The following is a 20,903-nucleotide window of genomic DNA, read 5'->3' as shown; positions in this document are numbered from 1 at the left end:
TCTTCCGTTTCCTTCTCTCTTAACTGCTTCTGCTCTTTATCTTGCAAAGGAAGAAATCCAGACTTTCTTGGGGTAACTGGGATTTCTTGTTTTTCAGGTTCTGATTTTCTTTCAACAGAAGGTTTACCTGTTTCAATTCCCAAGATGTCCAGCAGTTTTTCTCTGCGGGAATCAATAAAATACCGTGTTAATGAGCGAATATCCTGATATTCAAAGAACAACGTCTTGGACAAAGAACCGAATACTTTTTCTAATTGACCCGTTACATGCATGATCATGATAGAATCGATCCCGTAATCCTCGAGAGAAGCTTCAGCATCAATCTGGCCGGCTGGCAGCTTAATCACCGAAGAAAGCACCTGTTTAAAATAGTTCTCCGCTTTTTCTCTTAGTATCTCTTCATCAATTTCCCCGATCATGTCTGCTTTTTCTGCGTCCTGATTGAGACTGCTTTTTTTGATATTGTGAGATTGGCCTTTGCCATGTCCCGTTTCATGTAAAAATGCACGAATCCGATCAGTAACACCGGAAGCAACTAACACTTGCGGCTTTCCTGACGTCCAGCCATGATATAGCGCCTGAATCCCACGATCTGTTTCCATGGCCACCATGCCTGTTTCTCTTTTCAGCATCCTTGCAGTTTCCGCATCAATTTGCATGCCCCCGTCTTTCCACAGCGGCCAGCACACTGAAAGAGTTTTTCCGTAACGCTTGTGCAGCCCTGCTTGGCCATTTCGATATTCGCTGAATGCATTCATAAATGCATTGGCCATTGCGTAATCAGCCTGTCCCGCGCTTCCTACTGCTCCGGCACCTGAGGAAAAAAGGATAAAGAAATCGAGCGGAATATCTTTCGTTGCTTCGTCAAGGTGAATCAGTCCTGCTACCTTTGGAGCAAGAACGGTTTGAACCTCTTCTTTCTTTTTCTTCATAATGAAATTATCTTTTATTAAACCGGCGCTGTGAATGATGCCATCTAAGTCTCCGTAAACGTTTTGGGTTTCTTTTAATAAGGCATCAACCGTTTGTTTGTCAGCCAGATCAGCTTGTCTGTAAATCGCTTGGATGCCAAGTTTCTGTAAGACTTTAAGCTTCTTCTTCTTCCTTTCATCAAGCGGAGAGCGTCCTGTCAGGATCACAACCGCGTCATTCGTTTGGTTCGCAATTTCAGTTGCAAAGATGAATCCAAGACCGCCTGCACCGCCTGTGATCAGATACACGCCTTTATCCTTCCATGGCATGTCAGCACTTAGGTGCTCACCAGACACTTCTTTCCACTTGCTTACAAATCGCTTCCCTTGCCAGTGGCGGATATGCGTGTCACGCGGATAGCGTCTGTTTTCCTCCAATATTTCGAATAGGTCACCAGCTGACATCCCGGTTTCTATTTCGATCAACTGTCCTGTCAGTTTTGGATTTTCCAGTTGAGCCGTTTTGAGCAATCCAGTTAAGCCGCTTAATAGCTGAGGCTCGTCCAACGCAGGCACCGCCACTTGAATGAATGTATGTCCCCCTGTTTTTGAGTACATTAGCTGTTTGATTTCTTCAAATAACTGTATGGCATAACCTTCAAACCGTTCATCAATTGTCTCTGTATCATGCTGCAGAACTGTACAGTCAAGATGATTTTGGAGGCTTTCCATTTGTTCTCCAACATCACAAACAACGACTTTATGCGTGTCGTACTCTATGAGCTCTTGCCTCTCTGCAGCACGCTCTTCCCAAATATGTTCGAACAATAGCGTGTCAGTCGCTTCAGAAGGATCTTCTTGATCTGTTTCTAACACTCTTGCAGAATAGCCCGTCAATCGCACGCAAACCTGCCCCTCTTCATTGCATAAATCGATATCAAGCTTCTGCATACGATCCCCAGCTGTACTGCCCTCGCTATATGTGATCCGCGCCCACATAGATGCCTCGCAGCCTTTGAAGATTTGGACATCCTGTATGGCAAAAGGCAGCATTGCCTTTCTGTCTTCTAAACTCGTAGCTCCTCCCAGCCTCAAACCGATAGATGCTTGAAATGCCGAATCTATCATGCTCGGATGCAGAATATAATGGTCTTCTGTATCAGAGATTACAGGAGGCATCGTCAATTTCACTAGAACTCCGTTTTCGCCGGCATATAGGCTGTCGATCGCTCTGTGGCTGTCACCATAATGAATACCCATTTCTGTATAAGCCTCGTAGCAATCAAAAGGTGACAGCGTCCGGCCATTATAGCTTGCCTTCATTTCTTCAATGTTGATAACCGGATTTTCACCAGCCTCACAAAGCACTGCACTCCCTTGCCCATATATAATCGGCGACTCCTCTGCGCTTTCAGGGTCCCGGCAGATTTCAAATGTAATCTCACCATTCTCCTCAGGATATAGACGTACATCTATATCTTTCTGCTGTTCCGTGACGGCGAACGGCCGGACCCAGACGATATTCCGGAGTCGGAATCCTGTCGGGAACTGATCCGCAGCTGCCCTTTCCACAGCTGCCCGAACCATCTCCAATAAAGCTGCGCCAGGTAAAACGTGTTCGCCCTTTATGACATGATCCTTCAAGAAAAATTCACGTCCTGTAAACACTGAACGGAAGCGGACACCTGATATGTCGGACACATTTTGATGCAGAAGAGGATGCAGGATGTGCCGCTCCTGTTTTGAACGATCAGTCTTTTTCTCCGCTTTCGGCACCCAATAACGCACCCTCTCAAATGGGTAAGTCGGCAGGCTGATCCGCTTTGGTTTGTTTCCCTCGTAAAGCAGCTTCCAGTCAACACCAGATCCGTTCGCCCACTGCTCCGCAATTTGATCGAGTTTTCTTTGCTCCAGCAATTTATGTACCGATTCGGCGGGACGCGATGGTTCGCTTCCTCTTGACACGCGGCCCTTCCAGCAATGCTGAATGGCTTTTCGTCCTTCTATAAAAGCCTTCAATTGGTCACTCAATTCTTGAATTCCGGATGCTAAGAAAGAAACCCGTTCTTCCATCGGTTCACGGCCTACCTGCAATGTATACGCCAAATCTCTAATCTGAATCCCATTATGAAGAAAATCCAAGAGACGTTTTGCATATACACGGAGACGTTCTTGATTACGGGCAGAAAGCGGAATAACTGCGGATATGTCAGAATCTGAGGACAAAGAAACGTCCTGCTCCGCTGCTTGAGGAATATATTCCTCAAGGATAATATGTGCGTTTGAACCAGTTGCTCCGAAGGAACTGATACCCGCCCGCCGCGGATAAGGGACCTCTTCCCCATTCTCCTTGATAACAGGCTGCTTCCACGTTTCTGTTTCATGCTGTACATAAAATGGAGACTTTTCAAAATCAACGTACGGATTCAGTTCTTCCGAATGCAAAGAAGGCACAAGTTTTTGATGGTGAAGCTGAAGGGCAACCTTGCTTAAACCGCTGATCCCCGCGGCGGATTCGGCGTGCCCAATGTTCGACTTTACAGAACCGATTGAACAGAACTGCCGATCCTGCGTATATTGGCGGAACGCTTTCACTAATCCCTGTATTTCGATCGGATCTCCTAAGGACGTGCCGGTTCCATGGGCTTCCACATAACTGATCGTTCGCGGGTCGATTCCCGTTTTCTCCAAGCATGTCTCAATCAGATCAGCTTGAGAAACAGGGCTCGGCACTGAAATGCCGCTTACAGTGCCCACATGATTCACAGCACTTCCTTTAATAACTGCATAAATGCGATCTCCGTCTTCCTCTGCCTGGCGCAAAGGCTTTAATAAAACCGCGCCTATACCCTCGGCAGGCACATAACCGTCTCCATCCTTTCCAAACGTACGGCAGTGTCCGTCAGTGGAAAACATATCCCAGACCCCGTATGTCATATATTTATTCGGGTGCAAAGACAGGTTCACGCCGCCTGCTAACGCAACATCGCACTCACCGTGATGTATGCTTTCCAACGCCAAGTGCACTGCAGTCAAAGAGGATGAACATACCGTATCGACAGCCATACTCGGACCGTGGAAATTACAAAAGTAAGAAACACGGTTGGCGATTTGCGCATAGTTAAGCGAGAGAGGAAACACATTTTCTGCTGATGCTTCTTCAGCTCCGACTAATGTATAATCCTTGTGCATGACGCCGGCAAAAACTCCTACATGCTGCCTTTTATTTCGTCCTTTAGGCTTGGCCAACGTCTTTGGCGTATAGCCCGCATCCTCAATCGTTTCCCAGCATGTTTCTAAAAACAGCCGCTCTTGAGGGTCCATTGTCTCCGCTTCTCTTGGCGTGATTCTGAAAAATTGGGGATCAAAGCAGTCGGGATCATCAATAAATCCTCCCCATTTGGAAATGTCCTTACCCGAAGGAGATGTGATTCCTTCAAGTCGCTGCCAATCCCAGCGCGACTCAGGAATCTCGCTAACGCAGTCCTTCCCCTCTTTCAGATTGTTCCAAAATTCATGAATATTGGCTGCCTTCGGATACCTGCCCGCCAAGCCGATAATCGCAATGTCGCCTGCTGCCTCAATAGGTACAGCATGAGAAGCTTCAACAGTCTTACGATCGTTTATTGTGTCGGAAACGCGTTCTCTTTCATTCTGGCCAAGGCCAAGGGAACCAGCGGCACTAAAATGCTCAGCATATTCCTCGGCAAGAAACGCTGACAGCTCCGCTATGGTGGTATGCTCAAACAGAAGAGTCGGCGAAAGGCTCTCACCGATCTTATCACTGATCGTTTCTACCACCTCAAGCAAGCCCGATGAATTCAGTCCCATTTGGTAATAACCGACCTGTTTTTCAACTTGTTCTACCGGCTTATTGATTTTCTCTGCGATTAATTGGCTTACGAACTGTTCAGCCCCGCTGTAGGAATTAACGGGAGAAGATACCATGTCAGCAGGTTTCTCACGCTCAGCAGTGTCCGCTCTTGTCATTTGTGTCTCCTGTGCATCTTGATGTTTTCCGCTAATCAGCTCCGCTTCTCGCACCAATTTGCTTGTAAAGTTTTTCAACTCAGCCACTTTTTCTCCCAACGCATTAAAAAATTCAAGTGTTACATAAATCAGCTCTTTTTCCCGCCGGACGGAGGAGCGCTTAATTCTCGTCATGCAATCCGACTGCAAAAGTGCAGAAGCGGAAAAGGATTCATAGAACAGAGGCAAATACAGCCTCTGTTCTCCTTTAAGCAAAGATGTGAGCAAATGATTGGCACCCACCCCGCTCCCGTCTATGAGAGTCGGGTGAAACATAAAGCCTTCTGCGTGAAGCATGGCTTCCGAACCGAGAGAAAGCTCAAGAAGGACGCCGTCTTCCTCTTCATAGATGCAGCCACTTGCTTTCATATATTCGCTGTGCACCAATTCCTGACGTCTGCATTGTTCATATACATCATCAAGCTGAACAACGTTCTGTGCAGATGCTTTGATTTGACTGAGATCCAGTGTTTCTTCAAATATGGCTTGGGAGTCTGCGTACATATCAGCCTTCATATAGAGCTTTTCTTCTGAAGCTTCTTTCTCATCACGTTTTTCAATTCCCTTGGCTGTGATTTGCCACTGTCCTTCTTTTTTCTCCGCACATTGGATATTCAGAACAATTACTGCATCCTGTTCCGCCGTCAATGGCTGATAGATAGATAAATTCCGCAGCTGAAGCTCTGAGCAGGAGAAGCCGTGTTCTCTGAATATCTGGTAGATTATATCGATATAAGCCAATCCCGGCAGGACATTTTGTCCGTAAACCACATGGTGATAAATAAACGGATTTTTTAACGATAATGTGAGTTGTTTCGTTATCTTTTTCACGTTAGACCTCCACCTCATAAGTATCCCATATGTTTGCCGCAGTCATTTTCGAAGTCTCCGCTTCCAGCTTAGGCTCGCCTGGCGAAAGCATTCGTTTCTTTAATTGAGGAGGCGATATTGGACTGCGCTTGATGGCGTGTTTTTCATCTTTTTCCCACGCCTCTACGATGACATGGGCATTCGTCCCCCCATCGGCAAAGCAGTTAATAGCCGCAGTAGGCTGCGAATCTGTCCATTTTTCCAGGGCTCGGCTGAACGTGATGTTCGCTTTCTGTTGATTGAAATGCGCCATCTCTTTTTCACCTGATAAAAATGGGACAAAGCGGCGCTCTTTCAGCATCAGCACAACCTTAATGAAGCTGGCGATCCCTTCAGCACATAGCGGATGCCCGATGTTCGGCTTGATTGAGCCAAGAGAAAGAGGCGATGAGTGCCCAGAACGGTACACTGATTGGATCGCTTTTAGCTCAAGGAGATCGGTTACGATTGAACCTGACCCGTTTGCCTCAAGGTAGCTGATGTCCTCTGGTTTTTTTCCGCTTTTGAAAAGCGCATCTTTCATGACTTCCTTTTGCGCCTCAAGATTAGGTGTTGCAGGCCCCGCCGTTCTTCCGTCGTTATTGACCGAGGCCGCTTTCACGACAGCATATATGGTATCTCCGTCTTCCAGTGCCTGTTTTACGGTTTTTAGCATGACCATTCCGACGCCTTCACCTAACACAACTCCGTCAGCACGCTCATCAAACACATGGAAGGATGAATGCTTGCTTAAAATGCCGCGCCGGTCAAACAGCCTGTGAGAGGCATCTGAGCTCAGCAAGCTGACACCGCCGACTATGGCGGATTGAATATCTCCGCCACGCAGCGCCTGAATGGCCATATTCATGCCGACCAAAGCTGACGAGCATGCAGTGTCAACTACAACACTCGGGCCGCGGACATCAAAAAATTGTGAAAGATTAGCCGCTAAATAATTTTGGCCGACTGTCACGATCGGATTCTTGGCATGATCAAGGCTCTCTTCATCAGGTTTGTGCTGGCTTCTGCCTCCAATATAAACACCGACAGACTTGCCCTTTATTTCCTCAGGCGTATAACCGGCGTGATACAAGAGTTTCAGACACTCTTCCAATACGAGCAGTGCTTGCGGATCCATCGCCCTTACGTCTTCTTCGTGAAGCAAAAAGAAATCAGGATCAAAATAGCTGACGCCATCAATCACGCCGGCATAATATGGCGTCTTACAGCCCCAACGCTCTGCCGGAATCGGGCCGATTGACGAACGCCCCTCGGATAGTAACAACCAATATGACTCCAATGTCTCTGCCCCAGGGAATCGGCAAGAGAGTCCGACAACGGCAATACCTTCTGCATGAGAGTCCGGTGACAAAATCGCTGGCGCCTGAATCTGAGGTGTAAGAGCTCGATCCTTCGCAGGAACAGATGCCTCCGCCTCTATTTTGTTCTCCAAAGGTGCTGATGCATCCGATATCCTGCCTCCGAATAAAGCGGACAGCCTTTCGGAATAAGAACCGATCAGCCAATCTGCGAACCTTTGAATTGTCGGGTATTCATATAGAATCGATGGATCGAGCGCTGCCTCTAATTTGCGGTTTATACGCTGGAGCACCTGTGCCAAAATGATCGAATCCACGCCATAATCCTGAAACACCCCGTCAATCTCGAAGTCTTCACGATCTATTCTCAGCTCTTCGGTAAACAGATCAACAAGCCAGGACTGTGTTTCAGATAATAATCCATCACATTTGGAAACTTCATCGGCCTCTTCAATGTCTCTGGCTGGCGGGCTCTGTAAAGCAGCTTCCTGCAAACCGCCCTCACGCGGTTTCCTCCTCTTCATCAGCAGTTCCGGCTCCCAGTTTGTTTGATTCGCCATTGCAGGGAGAACAACCGGTCCAAACATTTTCGATACAATTTGATCTAGAAAACGTAAGCCTTCTGAATTCGTAATGCTCAACAAGCCGCTTTCCCGATACGCTTGGTTTGTCACTTCACCCATACCGGTTTCTTTCCAGTTCGGCCACTGAACACTGATGATCGGCGCATGTTTCTGATGTGCTTCTGCAAAATAATCCATATAGCTATTGGCCATCGCATAGTCAGCTTGTCCCGCCGAAAGCTCCGGAATAATGGCTGAAACAGAAGAAAATAAGACAAAAAACTGTAAAGGCTCGTTACACACATGGCGATATAACGTTGTAAGACCTGACACCTTAGGTTCCATCACCCGCTGGATATCATCTGAAGTTTTTCGGATAAATGCCAGCGTATCCATATCCGTCAGACCTGCACAATGAATGACACCGCCAATCGGTCCTAATGTTCGCTTGATATGTTGCAGCGTTTGCTCAACCTGAGCATCATCAGATAACGTCAGCGACAGCATCTCCACCTGTACACCCTTCGCTTCCAGCTCCCGCACTGCCTGGATTTTCTGGGCAACTGATGTGTTCGAGGTGTCAAAACGAGCCCACTCCTCTCGCGGAGGAAGCTGTTCTCGTCCGGTCAGCACCATATTTTTCACTCCATAGCAATCTGCAAAATGACGGGCGCATAATAGTCCGATGCCGCGTGTGCCGCCTGTAATGAGAAGTACATGATCATTCGGGAAGACCGCGCTCTGTTCCGTGGCCTTACCTGTTTCCGGATGAGCTTTTAGAAAAGCTTGATACCGTAAACCATCTCTGTAGCAAACCTCGGCATCATGAGAATCGGAATAAAACTCATCAGCGATCAACTTCGCGAGACGGCGATGATCAGTAACCTCTTCAGCATCCATATGCCTTGATATAAGATGGCTGTACTCGCATTGGAGCATTCGATACAACCCAGCCCGTGAGGCGCCAGCCATCCGGACAGATGTGTTTTGAAACGATTCGAGCCCCTTCGTCACACAAAGCAGCCTGAGCCCCTCTTTATGCCCGAATTCAACCAGTCTTTGCACCCATTCAATCCAATCCAGCCGGCCCTCATCATCCTTACCGCATCCGATGACATCCACTAGGCCGTCAAACTCTTTCCAATCAATGTCTGACTGATCATTTTCTATCCGGCTCACATCTAATAAGAGATGATTCGGAAAATACGAAGACACTTCTGCTGCTAAATCTGCTGTCTCTTGATTGCTCAGGATGGCAACAGTTCTTGTCCCCGGCACTGCTGAGCCAATTGGACTCAAACTCCATTGTTTCGTCAAAAAGCATGCGGCGCGATCTTCAATCGCATTAACCAGTTCTTTTTTGTCTCTTTCTGAATGTTCCTTTGCCGGCACCCAATAGTGATCCTTCGCAAACGGATATGAAGGGAGGCTGATCAGGCGCGGTTTGGTCTCTCCGTATAATGTGTTCCACTGGATTGAGACCCCTTTGACCCATAAATCAGCAAGTTTGGCGTATTTTCTTTTTCTGATCCAAGCATCAAGTGCCAACGCCATATCTTCATCTGCTGTAAAAATAGTCTGGGTCTCTTTATTTCGATGAGACTGTCCCCGGAAAAATTCGTCTGTTTCTTCCTTACCGTCAACAAACGCCTGCAGTTTCTCTTCAAGTTCCTGCATCGTGCCCGCAACACACGCCAGACGCTCATCCATTTCTTCGCGCCCGACCTGCAGGGTGTAAGCGATGCGGTGCAACTCCTGATCTGTATATTTTTTATTGCGAATCGCCTCAAGCAATTGCGAAGCACGATCTATCAGCCTGCTTTTATTTTTAGCCGACAGCACAATCACGTTTGGCTGTTCTGTAGCCGTGTGTTCTGAATTGGCTTTTGGCATATATTCTTCAACCACAATATGCGCGTTTACTCCGCCAATTCCAAACGAACTGATTCCGGCACGGCGCGGAAGCTCGTTTCCGTCACGATCTGTGACAGACTTCCATTCCTGTTTTTCCTGAACGATGTAAAACGGACTGTCAGTCAGCTGAAGATAAGGATTAAGCGTCTCGCAATGCAGGCTTTTCACTAATGTTTTATGCTTCATTTGCAAAAGCACTTTGATCAAACCGGAAATACCTGCTGCTAGCTCTAAATGACCGATATTGCTTTTAACTGAGCCGATGCCGCAACGGTGATCCGGAACATCCGGCTGGCTCTCGCCTCTTATATTGGATAGTTCCTTAAACGCGGCTTTCAGCCCATTTATTTCAATCGGATCGCCCAATTCCGTCCCTGTTCCATGTGCTTCGATATATGTGACAGTGCTTGGATCTATGCCTGCTTGGCGATATGCACGCACCAACAAATCAGCTTGTGCTTTCGGATTAGGCGATGTCAGGGTATTGGCTCTTCCGCCGTGATTTTCCGCTGTCCCCCGAATAACGCCGTAAATATGATTTCCGTCACGCTCGGCATCTTCCAGCTTTTTCAACATGACCATTCCGACCCCTTCGCCTCTGACATAGCCATTCGCATCGGCGGAGAAGGTTTTACACCTGCCGTCTTTGCTGAGCATACCAGCCTTGCTGTAGCTAATATGCGCCTCCTCGGTTAAGATCGTATTCACGCCTCCAGCGATCGCCATCTCACAATCACCGTTTTGCATCGCAGTCACAGCACGGTGAATGGCTACAAGAGAACTGGAACAAGCCGTCTCTACTGGTTCGCTCGGACCATGAATATTTAAAAAATAACTCATTCTATTCGGGCCTACCGAAGGAATCATATGACCTGTAGCAGCATGGCCTTCAATTGGAAGATTCGCTCTATGGAATAGATCTTTATAACCGGTGTTTCCCGTACCGATAAATATACCGGTCCCTGTACCCGAAAGGCGTTGCGGCGAGCAACCCGCATCTTCCAGTGCCTTCCACACGTATGTCATTAACAAGCGCTGCTGAGGGTCTACATAATCAGCTTCTCGCGGCGAAATACCAAAAAACAACGGATCAAACTCTGCGACACCATCAATAAACCCGCCCCATTTGATGTCGGTTTTATTGACGTCAGTGTCTGGGTTTCCATAATGCTCCCGCCAATCCCATCGATCTTTTGGAACTTCTGTGATGCTGTTTTTTCCTTCTTCTAGGTTTTTCCAAAATTCGTCTATATCCATTGCGCCAGGGAATCGGCCGCTGATGCCGACAATTGCAACCGGCTCAAAATCGTCAGCCTGCTTTTTGTTTCTTTCTGCTTTTGCAATAACAGGCTGAGTAAAGCGGCGCTTTCTACGTGATGTGATTTTCGGCGCTTCATGGGATATTGTCTGTAACTCTTCCTGCCGCTCTGGTTTTTCACGCTCCTGAACCAGGGTGTCCTCATGTTCAGCGGTCAAATATTCAGCCAGGCTTTGGATGCTTCCATATTCAAAGAAAATGGTCGGCGTTAGCTCCAACTGAAATTCTTCGTTGATCTTGTTTGTAAAGACCGTAAATGTAACGGAATCAAATCCGTATTCACTCAGCTCTGTATTGACATCAATATCTTCACTATTTACTTTTAAAATTGCACTGACCATGTTGCTTAATGATGCCTCCAGGCTGCTTAAACTGTGCACTAAGTTTGTTCTTTCATCTATGCCTTTAGCAGTAGCATCTTGATTCCATTCGCCCTGATACGCAGCAACTACATATTCAGCTAGGCTTTGGACGCTGCCATATTCAAAGAAAATGGTCGGCGTTAGCTCCAACTGAAATTCTTCGTTGATCTTGTTTGTAAAGACAGTGAATGTAACTGAGTCGAATCCGTACTCACTCAGCTCTGTGTTGACATCGATATCGTCAGTGTTTACTTTCAAAATTGCGCCAACCATTTGGATTAAGGCTGCTTCCAATTTTCTAGTTTGTCCTTGATCCTGATCCGCCTTTCTCTGATCGTTCCGCTTGGCTTTCGATCCTGCGGAAAGCAGTTTTTGTTTCATTTTCTGAAGCTGTCCTTCCATCACAAAAACTTGCGGCTTATCAGATGCTATCCCTTGATAAAATGCTTTCAAGCCACTATCTGTCGGCATCGGGACCATTCCCGTCGTTTTCAGCATTCTCTTTTCATCTTCAGCGCCGACTTGCATACCGCCTTCTTCCCATAACGGCCAATTGAAGGAAATGGTGGAGCCGAATCTCTTTTTTGATGCCGCAAGAGAACGGCGGTATTCAGCAAATGCATCCATAAACGAATTGGCTGCCGCATAATCGGCTTGTCCAGCGTTTCCTAAACATCCCGAAACAGATGAGAAGAAAATGAAAAAGTCCAATGGGAAATCCTTGCTGCATTCGTCTACATGTAACAACCCGCTCACTTTTGGCTGCAACACTTCTTGAAACTCTTCATTCGTTTTATGAATGATGAAGTGATCTTTAATGCTGCCTGCACCGTGAATAATTCCATTGAGAGTGCCATATCTTTCTTTGATTTCCTCAAAAAGATGACGAACCGCATGCTGATCACTTACATCAGCCTCTCGATAGACAATCTCCGCTCCGATGCTTCGAAGAGCCTCCAGCTCGTTTTCCTTATCCTCACTTAAAACAGATCGTCCCGTCAGCACAATAGTAGACCGGCCAGTTCGATTGGCAATTTCCTTTGCAAACAGAAGGCCTAAGCTTCCTGCTCCGCCTGTGATTAGATAAACACCCTCGTCTCTCCACGGCATGTGAAGCGTATCAGCTGAAGGAAGCACCATTTCCCTCCAGCCTTTCACAAAACGGTGTCCAGCCTCATATCGAATCTGTTTGTCAAATGGTCTCCGGCTGTCGTCTTTCAGCTTGAGGTGAAGGTCTATCATCTCTTCAGGTTTTTCAATTTCAATGACCTGAGCAGTCAGTTTGCTGAACTCTATTTCTGCTGTTTTAAGCAGACCGGAAACGCCGACAAACAATTGCTTCTCTTTTTCCAGCGGAACAATCGCTTGAATGATGATACGGCCTGCAGAAAGCTCACGGACCTTGCTTTGCAGGAGTTCAAAAATGTTCTGCGTGTAACATTGATAACGTTCAGCAATATGTCCTACAGCTTCGTTCAGAGTAATCACACGGGCATCTTTCATGTGGGAGGCAATGCTGTCTGTAACACTTCGTTCAGTTTCGAAGAGAACAATGATATGCTCCGTGTACGAAGAATCTTCGTCCTCTCGTTCTTCATTCTGTTTTTCCCACACTGGTTCAAGCATTAAGCGTTCGTGCCGTGATGAAGGCTTTGAAGTATGAACCTCCCCTTCTAATACTCTCGTTGAGAATCCTTTGATCCTGACACATACGCTTCCACTCTCGTCAATGACATCAATATCCGCTTTCTGAACAACCCCTCCGGAGTGATCGCTGTCACTTAAGCGAGCATAAGCCCACATAGAAGAAGAACACCCTTTGATCACTTCAAGCTCCTCAAGCGCAAATGGCAAAATCAGCTTTTGATCCGTCAATTCCTGCATGATGCATATTGTTGCTGTCTGCAAGGCGGAGTCCATGATACTTGGGTGCAGCACAAACTGTTCATTCGTTCCAGAAACGATTTCTGGAAGTTGCAGCTGCGCCAAAACCTCTCTGTTTCCTATATTCACATTCTTAATTCCTTGAAAGGCCGGACCATGGAACATTCCTCTGCTTCTGCCTTCTTCGTAAAATTGATCAGGCGACATCTTTCCTTTGCCGCAGCGGCGTGACATTTCAGTGAGATCTGCGACTGGCGTTTCGGCGGCAGATGCCATCTCCGCACTGCCTTGACTATGAATAACAGGGTCGTCCCCGTCTTCCTGTGTACTGTAAATGTCAAAGGTGATTTTTCCATCTTCTTCAGGAAAGAGACTGATATCCACTTGAGCTGAATGTCTGTCAACCACAACAGGCTGAACCCAGACTGTATGATTCAATCTGATTCTGACATCTTGGCCAATTTCACTTCCTGCCGCCTGGTTTATAGCCGCGTACGCCATTTCAAGGTACGCAACACCAGGAAGCACAGGCTTTCCTCTTACCACATGGTCTCTCAGGAAAAATTCGTCACCAGTGAAAACCGAACTGAATTTCTGTTCAGAAAAATCAGATGTATTCTGATGAAGCAATGGATGAATAGAGCCGATCCCTGTCTGATTTCCGGATATCTGCGCCACCGGTTTGCGGTCATCCTGCGACGGCCAGTATCGTTCCTTTGCAAATGGATAAGTCGGCAGACTCATTCTGTTTGGGCGCTCACCCTTGTAAAGCTGCATCCAATCTATATGCGCTCCCTTGCTCCACATTTCTGCAAGCTTGTTTACTTTTCCTTTGGCCATCCACTTACGTATGAGTTCAGCGCTGTCCTCATCCTCCGTCAGCCATGAAACCTCTCTGGCATTGTGCTTACTTCCTTGAAAACAGCCTTCAATCGCTGTATTTCCATTGATAAAATCTGTGAGCCTCTGTTTTAACTCATTTACATGATCGGCAATAAAGACAACGCGATGCTCCATCGCTTCGCGCCCCACCTGAAGGGTATACGCAAAATCAGGCAGCTGGCTGTTCTCAAGCCCTCTTCTTTCTAAATAGGCCAGAATGTCTTCTGCATACTCTTGCAGCCTCTCTTTATTTTTCGCCGAGATTGGGACGATGCAGGTTCCGTCTATCTTTCCCTTATCTGAATCCCTTTTGAATTGTTCAAAAATGGCATGGGTATTTGTCCCGCCAAGCCCGAACGAGCTAAGTGCAGCCCTGTGCGTTTTGATCTCACGGCTTAACGTTTTCTTTTGATCGACGACGTAAAAAGGAGAGCTGGCTAAGTCTGTATTTGGATTCGGCTCCTTATAATTGATACTCGGTGCAAGCTCTTGATGATAAAGACTCATCACGACCTTAATGCAGCCCGCAAGACCGGCGGCTGTATCTAAATGTCCGATATTGGTTTTCACCGACCCAATGCCGCAAAATTGCGTTTTATTTGTATATTGCCTGTAAACGTTTGTTAAAGCCGCCAGCTCGATCGGGTCCCCCAGCTTCGTTCCGGTTCCGTGTGCTTCTACATAGCAGATGGATTCAGGCTGTATCTTCGTTTGATTCATGACCTGTTGGACCACGTCAGCCTGGCCTTTAACGCTTGGAGCATAAAAGCCGACTTTGTCAGCGCCGTCGTTATTTACACCAATGCCTCTCAGCAAGGCATAGATATGATCCCCGTCCTTTACTGCATCAGCTGCTTTTTTCAGCAATACAACAGCAACGCCCTCACCGCCTATCATTCCGTCAGCTGAAGCGTCAAAAGCTTTAATATGTCCATCACTCGAAAAGTTCAGCCCCGGCTGATGCACATATCCGATATTTGACTCGGTATGCAGCGTTGCACCGCCAACTAAAGCATAATCAGATTCACCCGACAGCAGGCTCTTATAGGCAGAATGCAATCCAATCAGAGATGATGAGCAGTTGGCATGGACGAAATAGCTTGGCCCTCTCAGCCCGAGCTTATGAGAAATCATTGTCGGAATCGTCCCGCTCTGTGCAAGCACCCACGAAACATAACCGTCCGGCGTCTCTAGGCTCTCTGTTGTATCTGACGGCAGCAGCGCGCGATAAGAATTATTGCTTGCCGACATAAAAACACTGGTTTGCGGAATCTGTCTCGCAGCATAACCGGCATCTTCTATTGCTTTCCATGAATGAGTCAGCAGCATCCGAAGCTGAGGGTCCATAAATTCAGCGTCTTTAGGAGAGATTTGAAAGAAGCTTGGATCAAATCTGTCTTTCCCCTCAATTGAAGCTTTAGCCGGGACATAGTTGGCATTCTCCGCTATCTCCTTTGAAATGCCAAAGCGCTGAAGCTCTTCTTTATTGAAAAACGCAATGCTTTCCTTGCCGTCTCTGAGGTTCTCCCAAAATTCATCATGATTTTTTGCCCCTGGAAATTCACACGATATGCCAATAATCGCCACACTATCGTCATAATAGTCCGGGAGATCACTCATCTCGGTAGACTGATCTTCTATATGAGCTGGCGGTTCTGTCGGCACATGGTCACTTGCATCGCCCATTCGCTGTTCAGTGATGTACTGGCTGATATTTTTAATCGTTGAATACTCAAACAGGTCTGTGACGGAAAACTCACAGGATAGTTCATGTTTGATGCGATCAGCCACAGTGACCGCGAGAAGCGAATCCCCGCCCACATCGAAAAATCCGTCATCCCATTCAATGTCACTCGTTTTCAGCACTTCCTGCCAAATGGTAAAAACAGTATCCTGAATGTTCTTAGGAGAGGTCTGCCTTTGCATTAGCTGCTCCCCTGATAAATCGATATTCTTAAGGCTGTTTCTATCTATCTTTCCGTTCGGAGTTAACGGCATATGATCAAGCTGAATAAAATAAGAAGGCACCATATAGGCAGGCAAAGTATTTTTCACAAAATGACGCAGCTCTCTCGCTGTGAGAGAAGCATTTGCATGTTTAGCTGTATAATAGGCAGCTAGGTTATCCATATCTGCGACCACAACGCATTCCAGAATGCCGGGATGCTCACTAAGCCTGCTTTCAATATCACCAAGTTCAATACGGAATCCGCGGATTTTTACTTGATTATCGATGCGGCCTATATATTCAATTCGCCCTCCCGGAAGCCAGCGGGCCATGTCTCCCGTTCTATAAAGCTTAGACCCAGGCTCAAAAGGGTTGTCAATGAATCTCGAATCCGTTAATTCTTCCTTTTTGTAGTAGCCCTTCGCCACACCGTCTCCTGCAATGCACAGCTCACCCGGGACTCCTGCCGGCACTGGCGCGAGCTGAGAATCCGTAATAAAGATTTGTGTATTGGCGATTGGCCTTCCTATCGTGGCATGAGAGCATTCATCGTTAATGCGCTGAACCGCTGACCAGATAGTTGTTTCGGTTGGCCCGAACATATTCCAGGCTTCGCTGCCCGTATGCAGAAAATATTGTTTTAATGTCTCAGGCAATGCTTCGCCTCCGCATAAAATTTTCACGCTCTCTTCATTTTCCCAGCCTGAATAAAAGAGCATCTTCCACGTAGCAGGGGTTGCCTGCATCACTGTCGGTTTGATCGTGCGGATGTCCCGTTTCAGTTTTTCAACGTCTTTTGTATGCTCCGTTTGACAAATATAGCAGTGTGCGCCCTTTATTAAAGGCAAAAATAATTCCAGAGCTGCGATATCAAAACAGTAGGTTGTGACAGCAAGCATTTTATCCTCTGCCGTAAGACCTGGTGTTTCCCCCATCGAAACGAGAAAGTTTGTCAAAGCTTTATGCGGTATCATGACACCTTTTGGCTTTCCTGTGCTGCCGGATGTATAAATGACATACGCCAAGTTTTCCGGCGTGACAGTGCGTGTAAGCACTTTTCGATCAGAGGCTGTTTGAGCAATATCATCCCAATCTTGATCTAAAAGAGCTGTTGTGACACCGTTCCAACTCAACGTATTTACTAATTCCGATGTCGTCAGTGTAATGAAAACTTCACTGTCCTCAAGCATGTATTCCAATCGTTCAGCCGGATAGGACGGGTCTAGCGGCACATACGCTCCCCCAGCCTTGAGGATCGCTAATAAACCCACTAGCATGTCCAGCGATCGATCCACATAGATCCCCGCCAGACGGTCAGGACCCACTCCATGCGCCTGCAAATAAATGGCCAGTTGTGTGCTTTTTTCATCCAGCTCCCGATACGTCAATGTTTGACCTTCATAGCTGACAGCCGCTCTATCAGGCGTCTTTTTCGCCTGCTGCTCAAACAACTCATGAAAAGTTATATATGGATACGTTTTTCCTGTGGCGTTCCATGTTTTGAGAATCATCTGCTTCTCTGCCTCAGGTAATAAAGAATACTCTTTTAAAGGCTGAGAAGGATTCAACATCACCTGCTCTGTTACATAAACAAAATGGTCGAACATGGCGGATATAGAAGCCGCATCAAACAGCCCAGTATTGTACTTGATGTTCAGCTCCATTTTTTCTTCTGTTTCCCACAGTTCAAATACTAATTCGTATTCGCCCTCTTGGTGAATATACTCAACGAAATCGACAGAAAAGAAATCAGCATAGCGGCTCAGCAAGCTTTGATAGCTTCCGGATTGAAGAAAATTCTGATAGAAAAAAGCGGTTTGAAATACCGGTGAACCTGCTTGACTGCGAGGAATATTCAGATCCCTCACCATTTTTGGAAAAGGATATGCTGCATGATCAAGCCCATCTAATATCGTTAATTGCAATTTTGAAATAAAGCTAGAAAAAGTGTCTGCCGGGTTCAGCTCACTCCGAATCGGGAGCATATTGAGAAAATGTCCAATGGCATCATCAAATCTTTCTTCCGGCCTCACCATGGCCGGCATGCCGACGATCTGTTCCTTTTGGCCGGTGTAACGGCCAAGCAGCATCATATAGCAGCTTAAGAATACCGTCGTGACATTTACAGAATGCTCTTTCACAAACGTTCTGACCTGATTCATGAAGCCGCTGGACAGCCGCCTGGTGTATGTATCCTCTCTAAACTCAGAATCGACTGAACTTGCGCTGACCTTAGGCAGCTGAAGATTCGGCAAAGTTCCCGATAGCTGTTTCTGCCAATATGTACGATGCTTCACACCATCTTTGCCGGCAAGCATGTTTTTCTCCCATGCCGCAAAATCATGATAAATGGCAGGAGAAACAGCTATTTCCGGCTGCTGTCCTTTTAAAAGAAGCTGATAGGTATCAAACAGACTGCGTATAAATGTGACTGACGAAACTCCGTCAAAAATCAAATGGTGAATGACAACTAATAAAAAATGCTCTTGTTCAGATCTGGAAAAGCTCATGACACGCACTAACGGGCTGTTTTCCTTTACATACGGTTCCTTTACTTTCTTTCTAAGAAAAGCAGGAATATCAGACTCTTTCATACTTGAGATGTTTTCTGTCTTGATTTCAATTGAAAGCGCTGACTCATTTTTAAGAAATGGCACTCCGTCTTTCTCTTGGATGACGTGCTTTAAGATTGGGTGCTGATTCAATACAAGGCCGAAAGCCTGCTGTAATGTTTCAAGGTGGAGCCCTGACGAAAATTTAAAACAGAGAGGTACGTGATATGCACTTTTTTCGGGTGACATTTTTTGCAATGTCCATAATCCTTTTTGAACCTCAGAAAGAGGCTGAAAAGTTGCCTGCCTCCTTTCCGGTCCGGTTTTATATGTGTCCGTGCCCTTTTTGTCAGCAGACGAGCTGCTGAGGTCTTCATGTTCTGATAGATAGCTGGCTAAGCGTTCAATTGTAGGATATTGATGTATCTCTCTGGCTGTTAGTTTGATATGGTAGTTTTTCTCGATCGATCGAATGAGCTTCATCATCTTGATAGAATTCACACCAAGACTTTGGATATTTGCATTTGGCTCCACCCAATCGCGGGAAACGTGCAGCTCCTCAGTCAAACAGGTGAGCAGATGCTTCTGTATTTCTTCCCTTACTCTTTTCACCTGGTCTGCTTGCTGTATATCCTCATCCTGGACCGCATCGTTCATCCGATTGGGTTTATGTAGCAAGTGGTCGAACTCTCCATTTTCAAATGAAGTTTTTAGCTGGGTGCGCTGGATCTTTCCGATAGCCGTTTTTGGAATCTCTTCTTTTTGTACAGGCAGCAAATATTCCGGGGTGACTCCGATCACCTGTGAGACATGGGATTGTATGTTTCTAAGAAGCTGAGACATCTGCTCATCATTTAATTTTGCAGAAGTAACAAAGAAGATAGCCAGCTGATCTGTTGAATTCTGGCCCAGACGGACAGCGCAGGCAGCAGTATAAGAAGTTTCAATTTCAGATAATTCTTCAACTGCAGACTCAATTGCATGACTGTAATAATTAATGCCGTTAATGATAATTGCATCTTTCGTACGGCCTGTTATGGTTAAGCGCCCGTTTCGCAAAAAGCCAAGATCTCCGGTTTCAAACCAGCCGTCTTCTGTAAACACACTCTCATTCAAATCAGGCCGCTGGTAATAACCGCTAGTAACAGAAAGACCCGAGACTTGAAAACGGCCGATCTCGCCCTCTTCAACCAATTCATTATGGTCATTCACAATTCTCATAGAGAAGCCGGGGATTGGAGAGCCTATTTCAACAAAATGATCATCATCACTTGTTCCAGCCCGGGTAAATTCATGAGAAAAAATAACGCCCGATGAAGTTTCGGACATTCCCCATGCAGGTCGGATGGCGTCAGCAGGCAGTCCATGTGGTTCTAAAAGCTCAAGTATTCTGCGCCCTACCTTGGCTACCATTGCTTCACCGCCATTGAGCATGTATCGCATTGAAGACAGATCCCATTTCCTATCTTTTATGTCTTCTGCAAAATCAGTGACCAGACCAAACGCAAAATTCGGCGCCCACGTAACAGAAGCTCGGTAATGATCAATCCAATCCAGCCATTTCAACGGCTCCATTAAGATTGTTTCGCTTGAGACGTTAATTTCCTGACAGCCAAGATAAACATCCCGCAAATGCAGCATTCCGATCCCTCCGACATGGTCAAACGGCATCCAGTTAAACGTAATATCCTCTCTGGTGAAGCCTTGCATTTGAATAATCCCTTTCACCATGCTCATAATGTTACGATGATTAAGCATAACTGCTTTGGGCGTTCCCGTACTGCCTGAAGTCAGCAATAAAAGCGCTAAGTCTTCGGGACTGGATTGATGCCAATCTGTGTCCGCTTCAGCGCTGAGCAGATCCTCTACAGCAATTGCCCTGAACCCTTCAAGCCCTTGTTCTTTTGCCCAATCGAGCATTTCCTGGTGCATCCCCCGGTCCGTAATCACCGCTGGCTTGTCAAGAAGCGTCCATGCGTCTTTCAGCTTTTGGTGCCGCTGCTCGATTCAGCATACGTTGGCGGAACGGCTAATGGAGCCGGAACAACCCCTGTTAACACACACCCCCAGAACGCAGGGAGAAGCTGTGAATTGTCACCAAGCTGCAAAATCACGTTTTGTTTTGCTTTCAGGCCTGATTGGCGAAGCCCCTTCGCAATGCGCAGTCCATCATCCCATAATCGTCTGTATGATTGGTAAACTTCAGTCCCATCCGGCTGCAAATAAATGATTCCCTTTGTATCCCCAAGCTCCGCCGCCGTTCTGTATAAAACTTCAGGTATTGTTGCCGGCTGCTTTTCAGATATATGTAAAGGCTCCCCATGACTGACAGAAGGATTAGCTAATATGCGGATATTATCATTATTTCTCAT

The 20,903-nt window shown here is 46.5% G+C and carries 1 protein-coding gene and 1 pseudogene (1 of these 2 only partly in view); both read right to left on the bottom strand.

The features are described 5' to 3' along the window. Window positions 1–5,789 carry the beginning of a polyketide synthase PksL gene (pksL, locus tag AC0OMA_RS09395; RefSeq protein ID WP_474222061.1) on the bottom strand. Its footprint begins 7,846 nt before the window's first position, so 5,789 of the gene's 13,635 nt are visible here — the first part of the coding sequence; it begins with the start codon at window positions 5,787–5,789; the stop codon falls past the left edge of the window. After that, window positions 5,773–20,903: pseudogene (gene pksJ, locus AC0OMA_RS09390) on the bottom strand (polyketide synthase PksJ). The gene pksL and the pseudogene pksJ overlap by 17 nt, the downstream one beginning before the upstream one ends.

The sequence above is a fragment of the Bacillus sp. AMCV2 genome (genome assembly GCF_056033925.1).
Note: the sequence above shows the minus strand (reverse complement) of the source record. Positions and strands in the feature narration are given on the sequence as shown.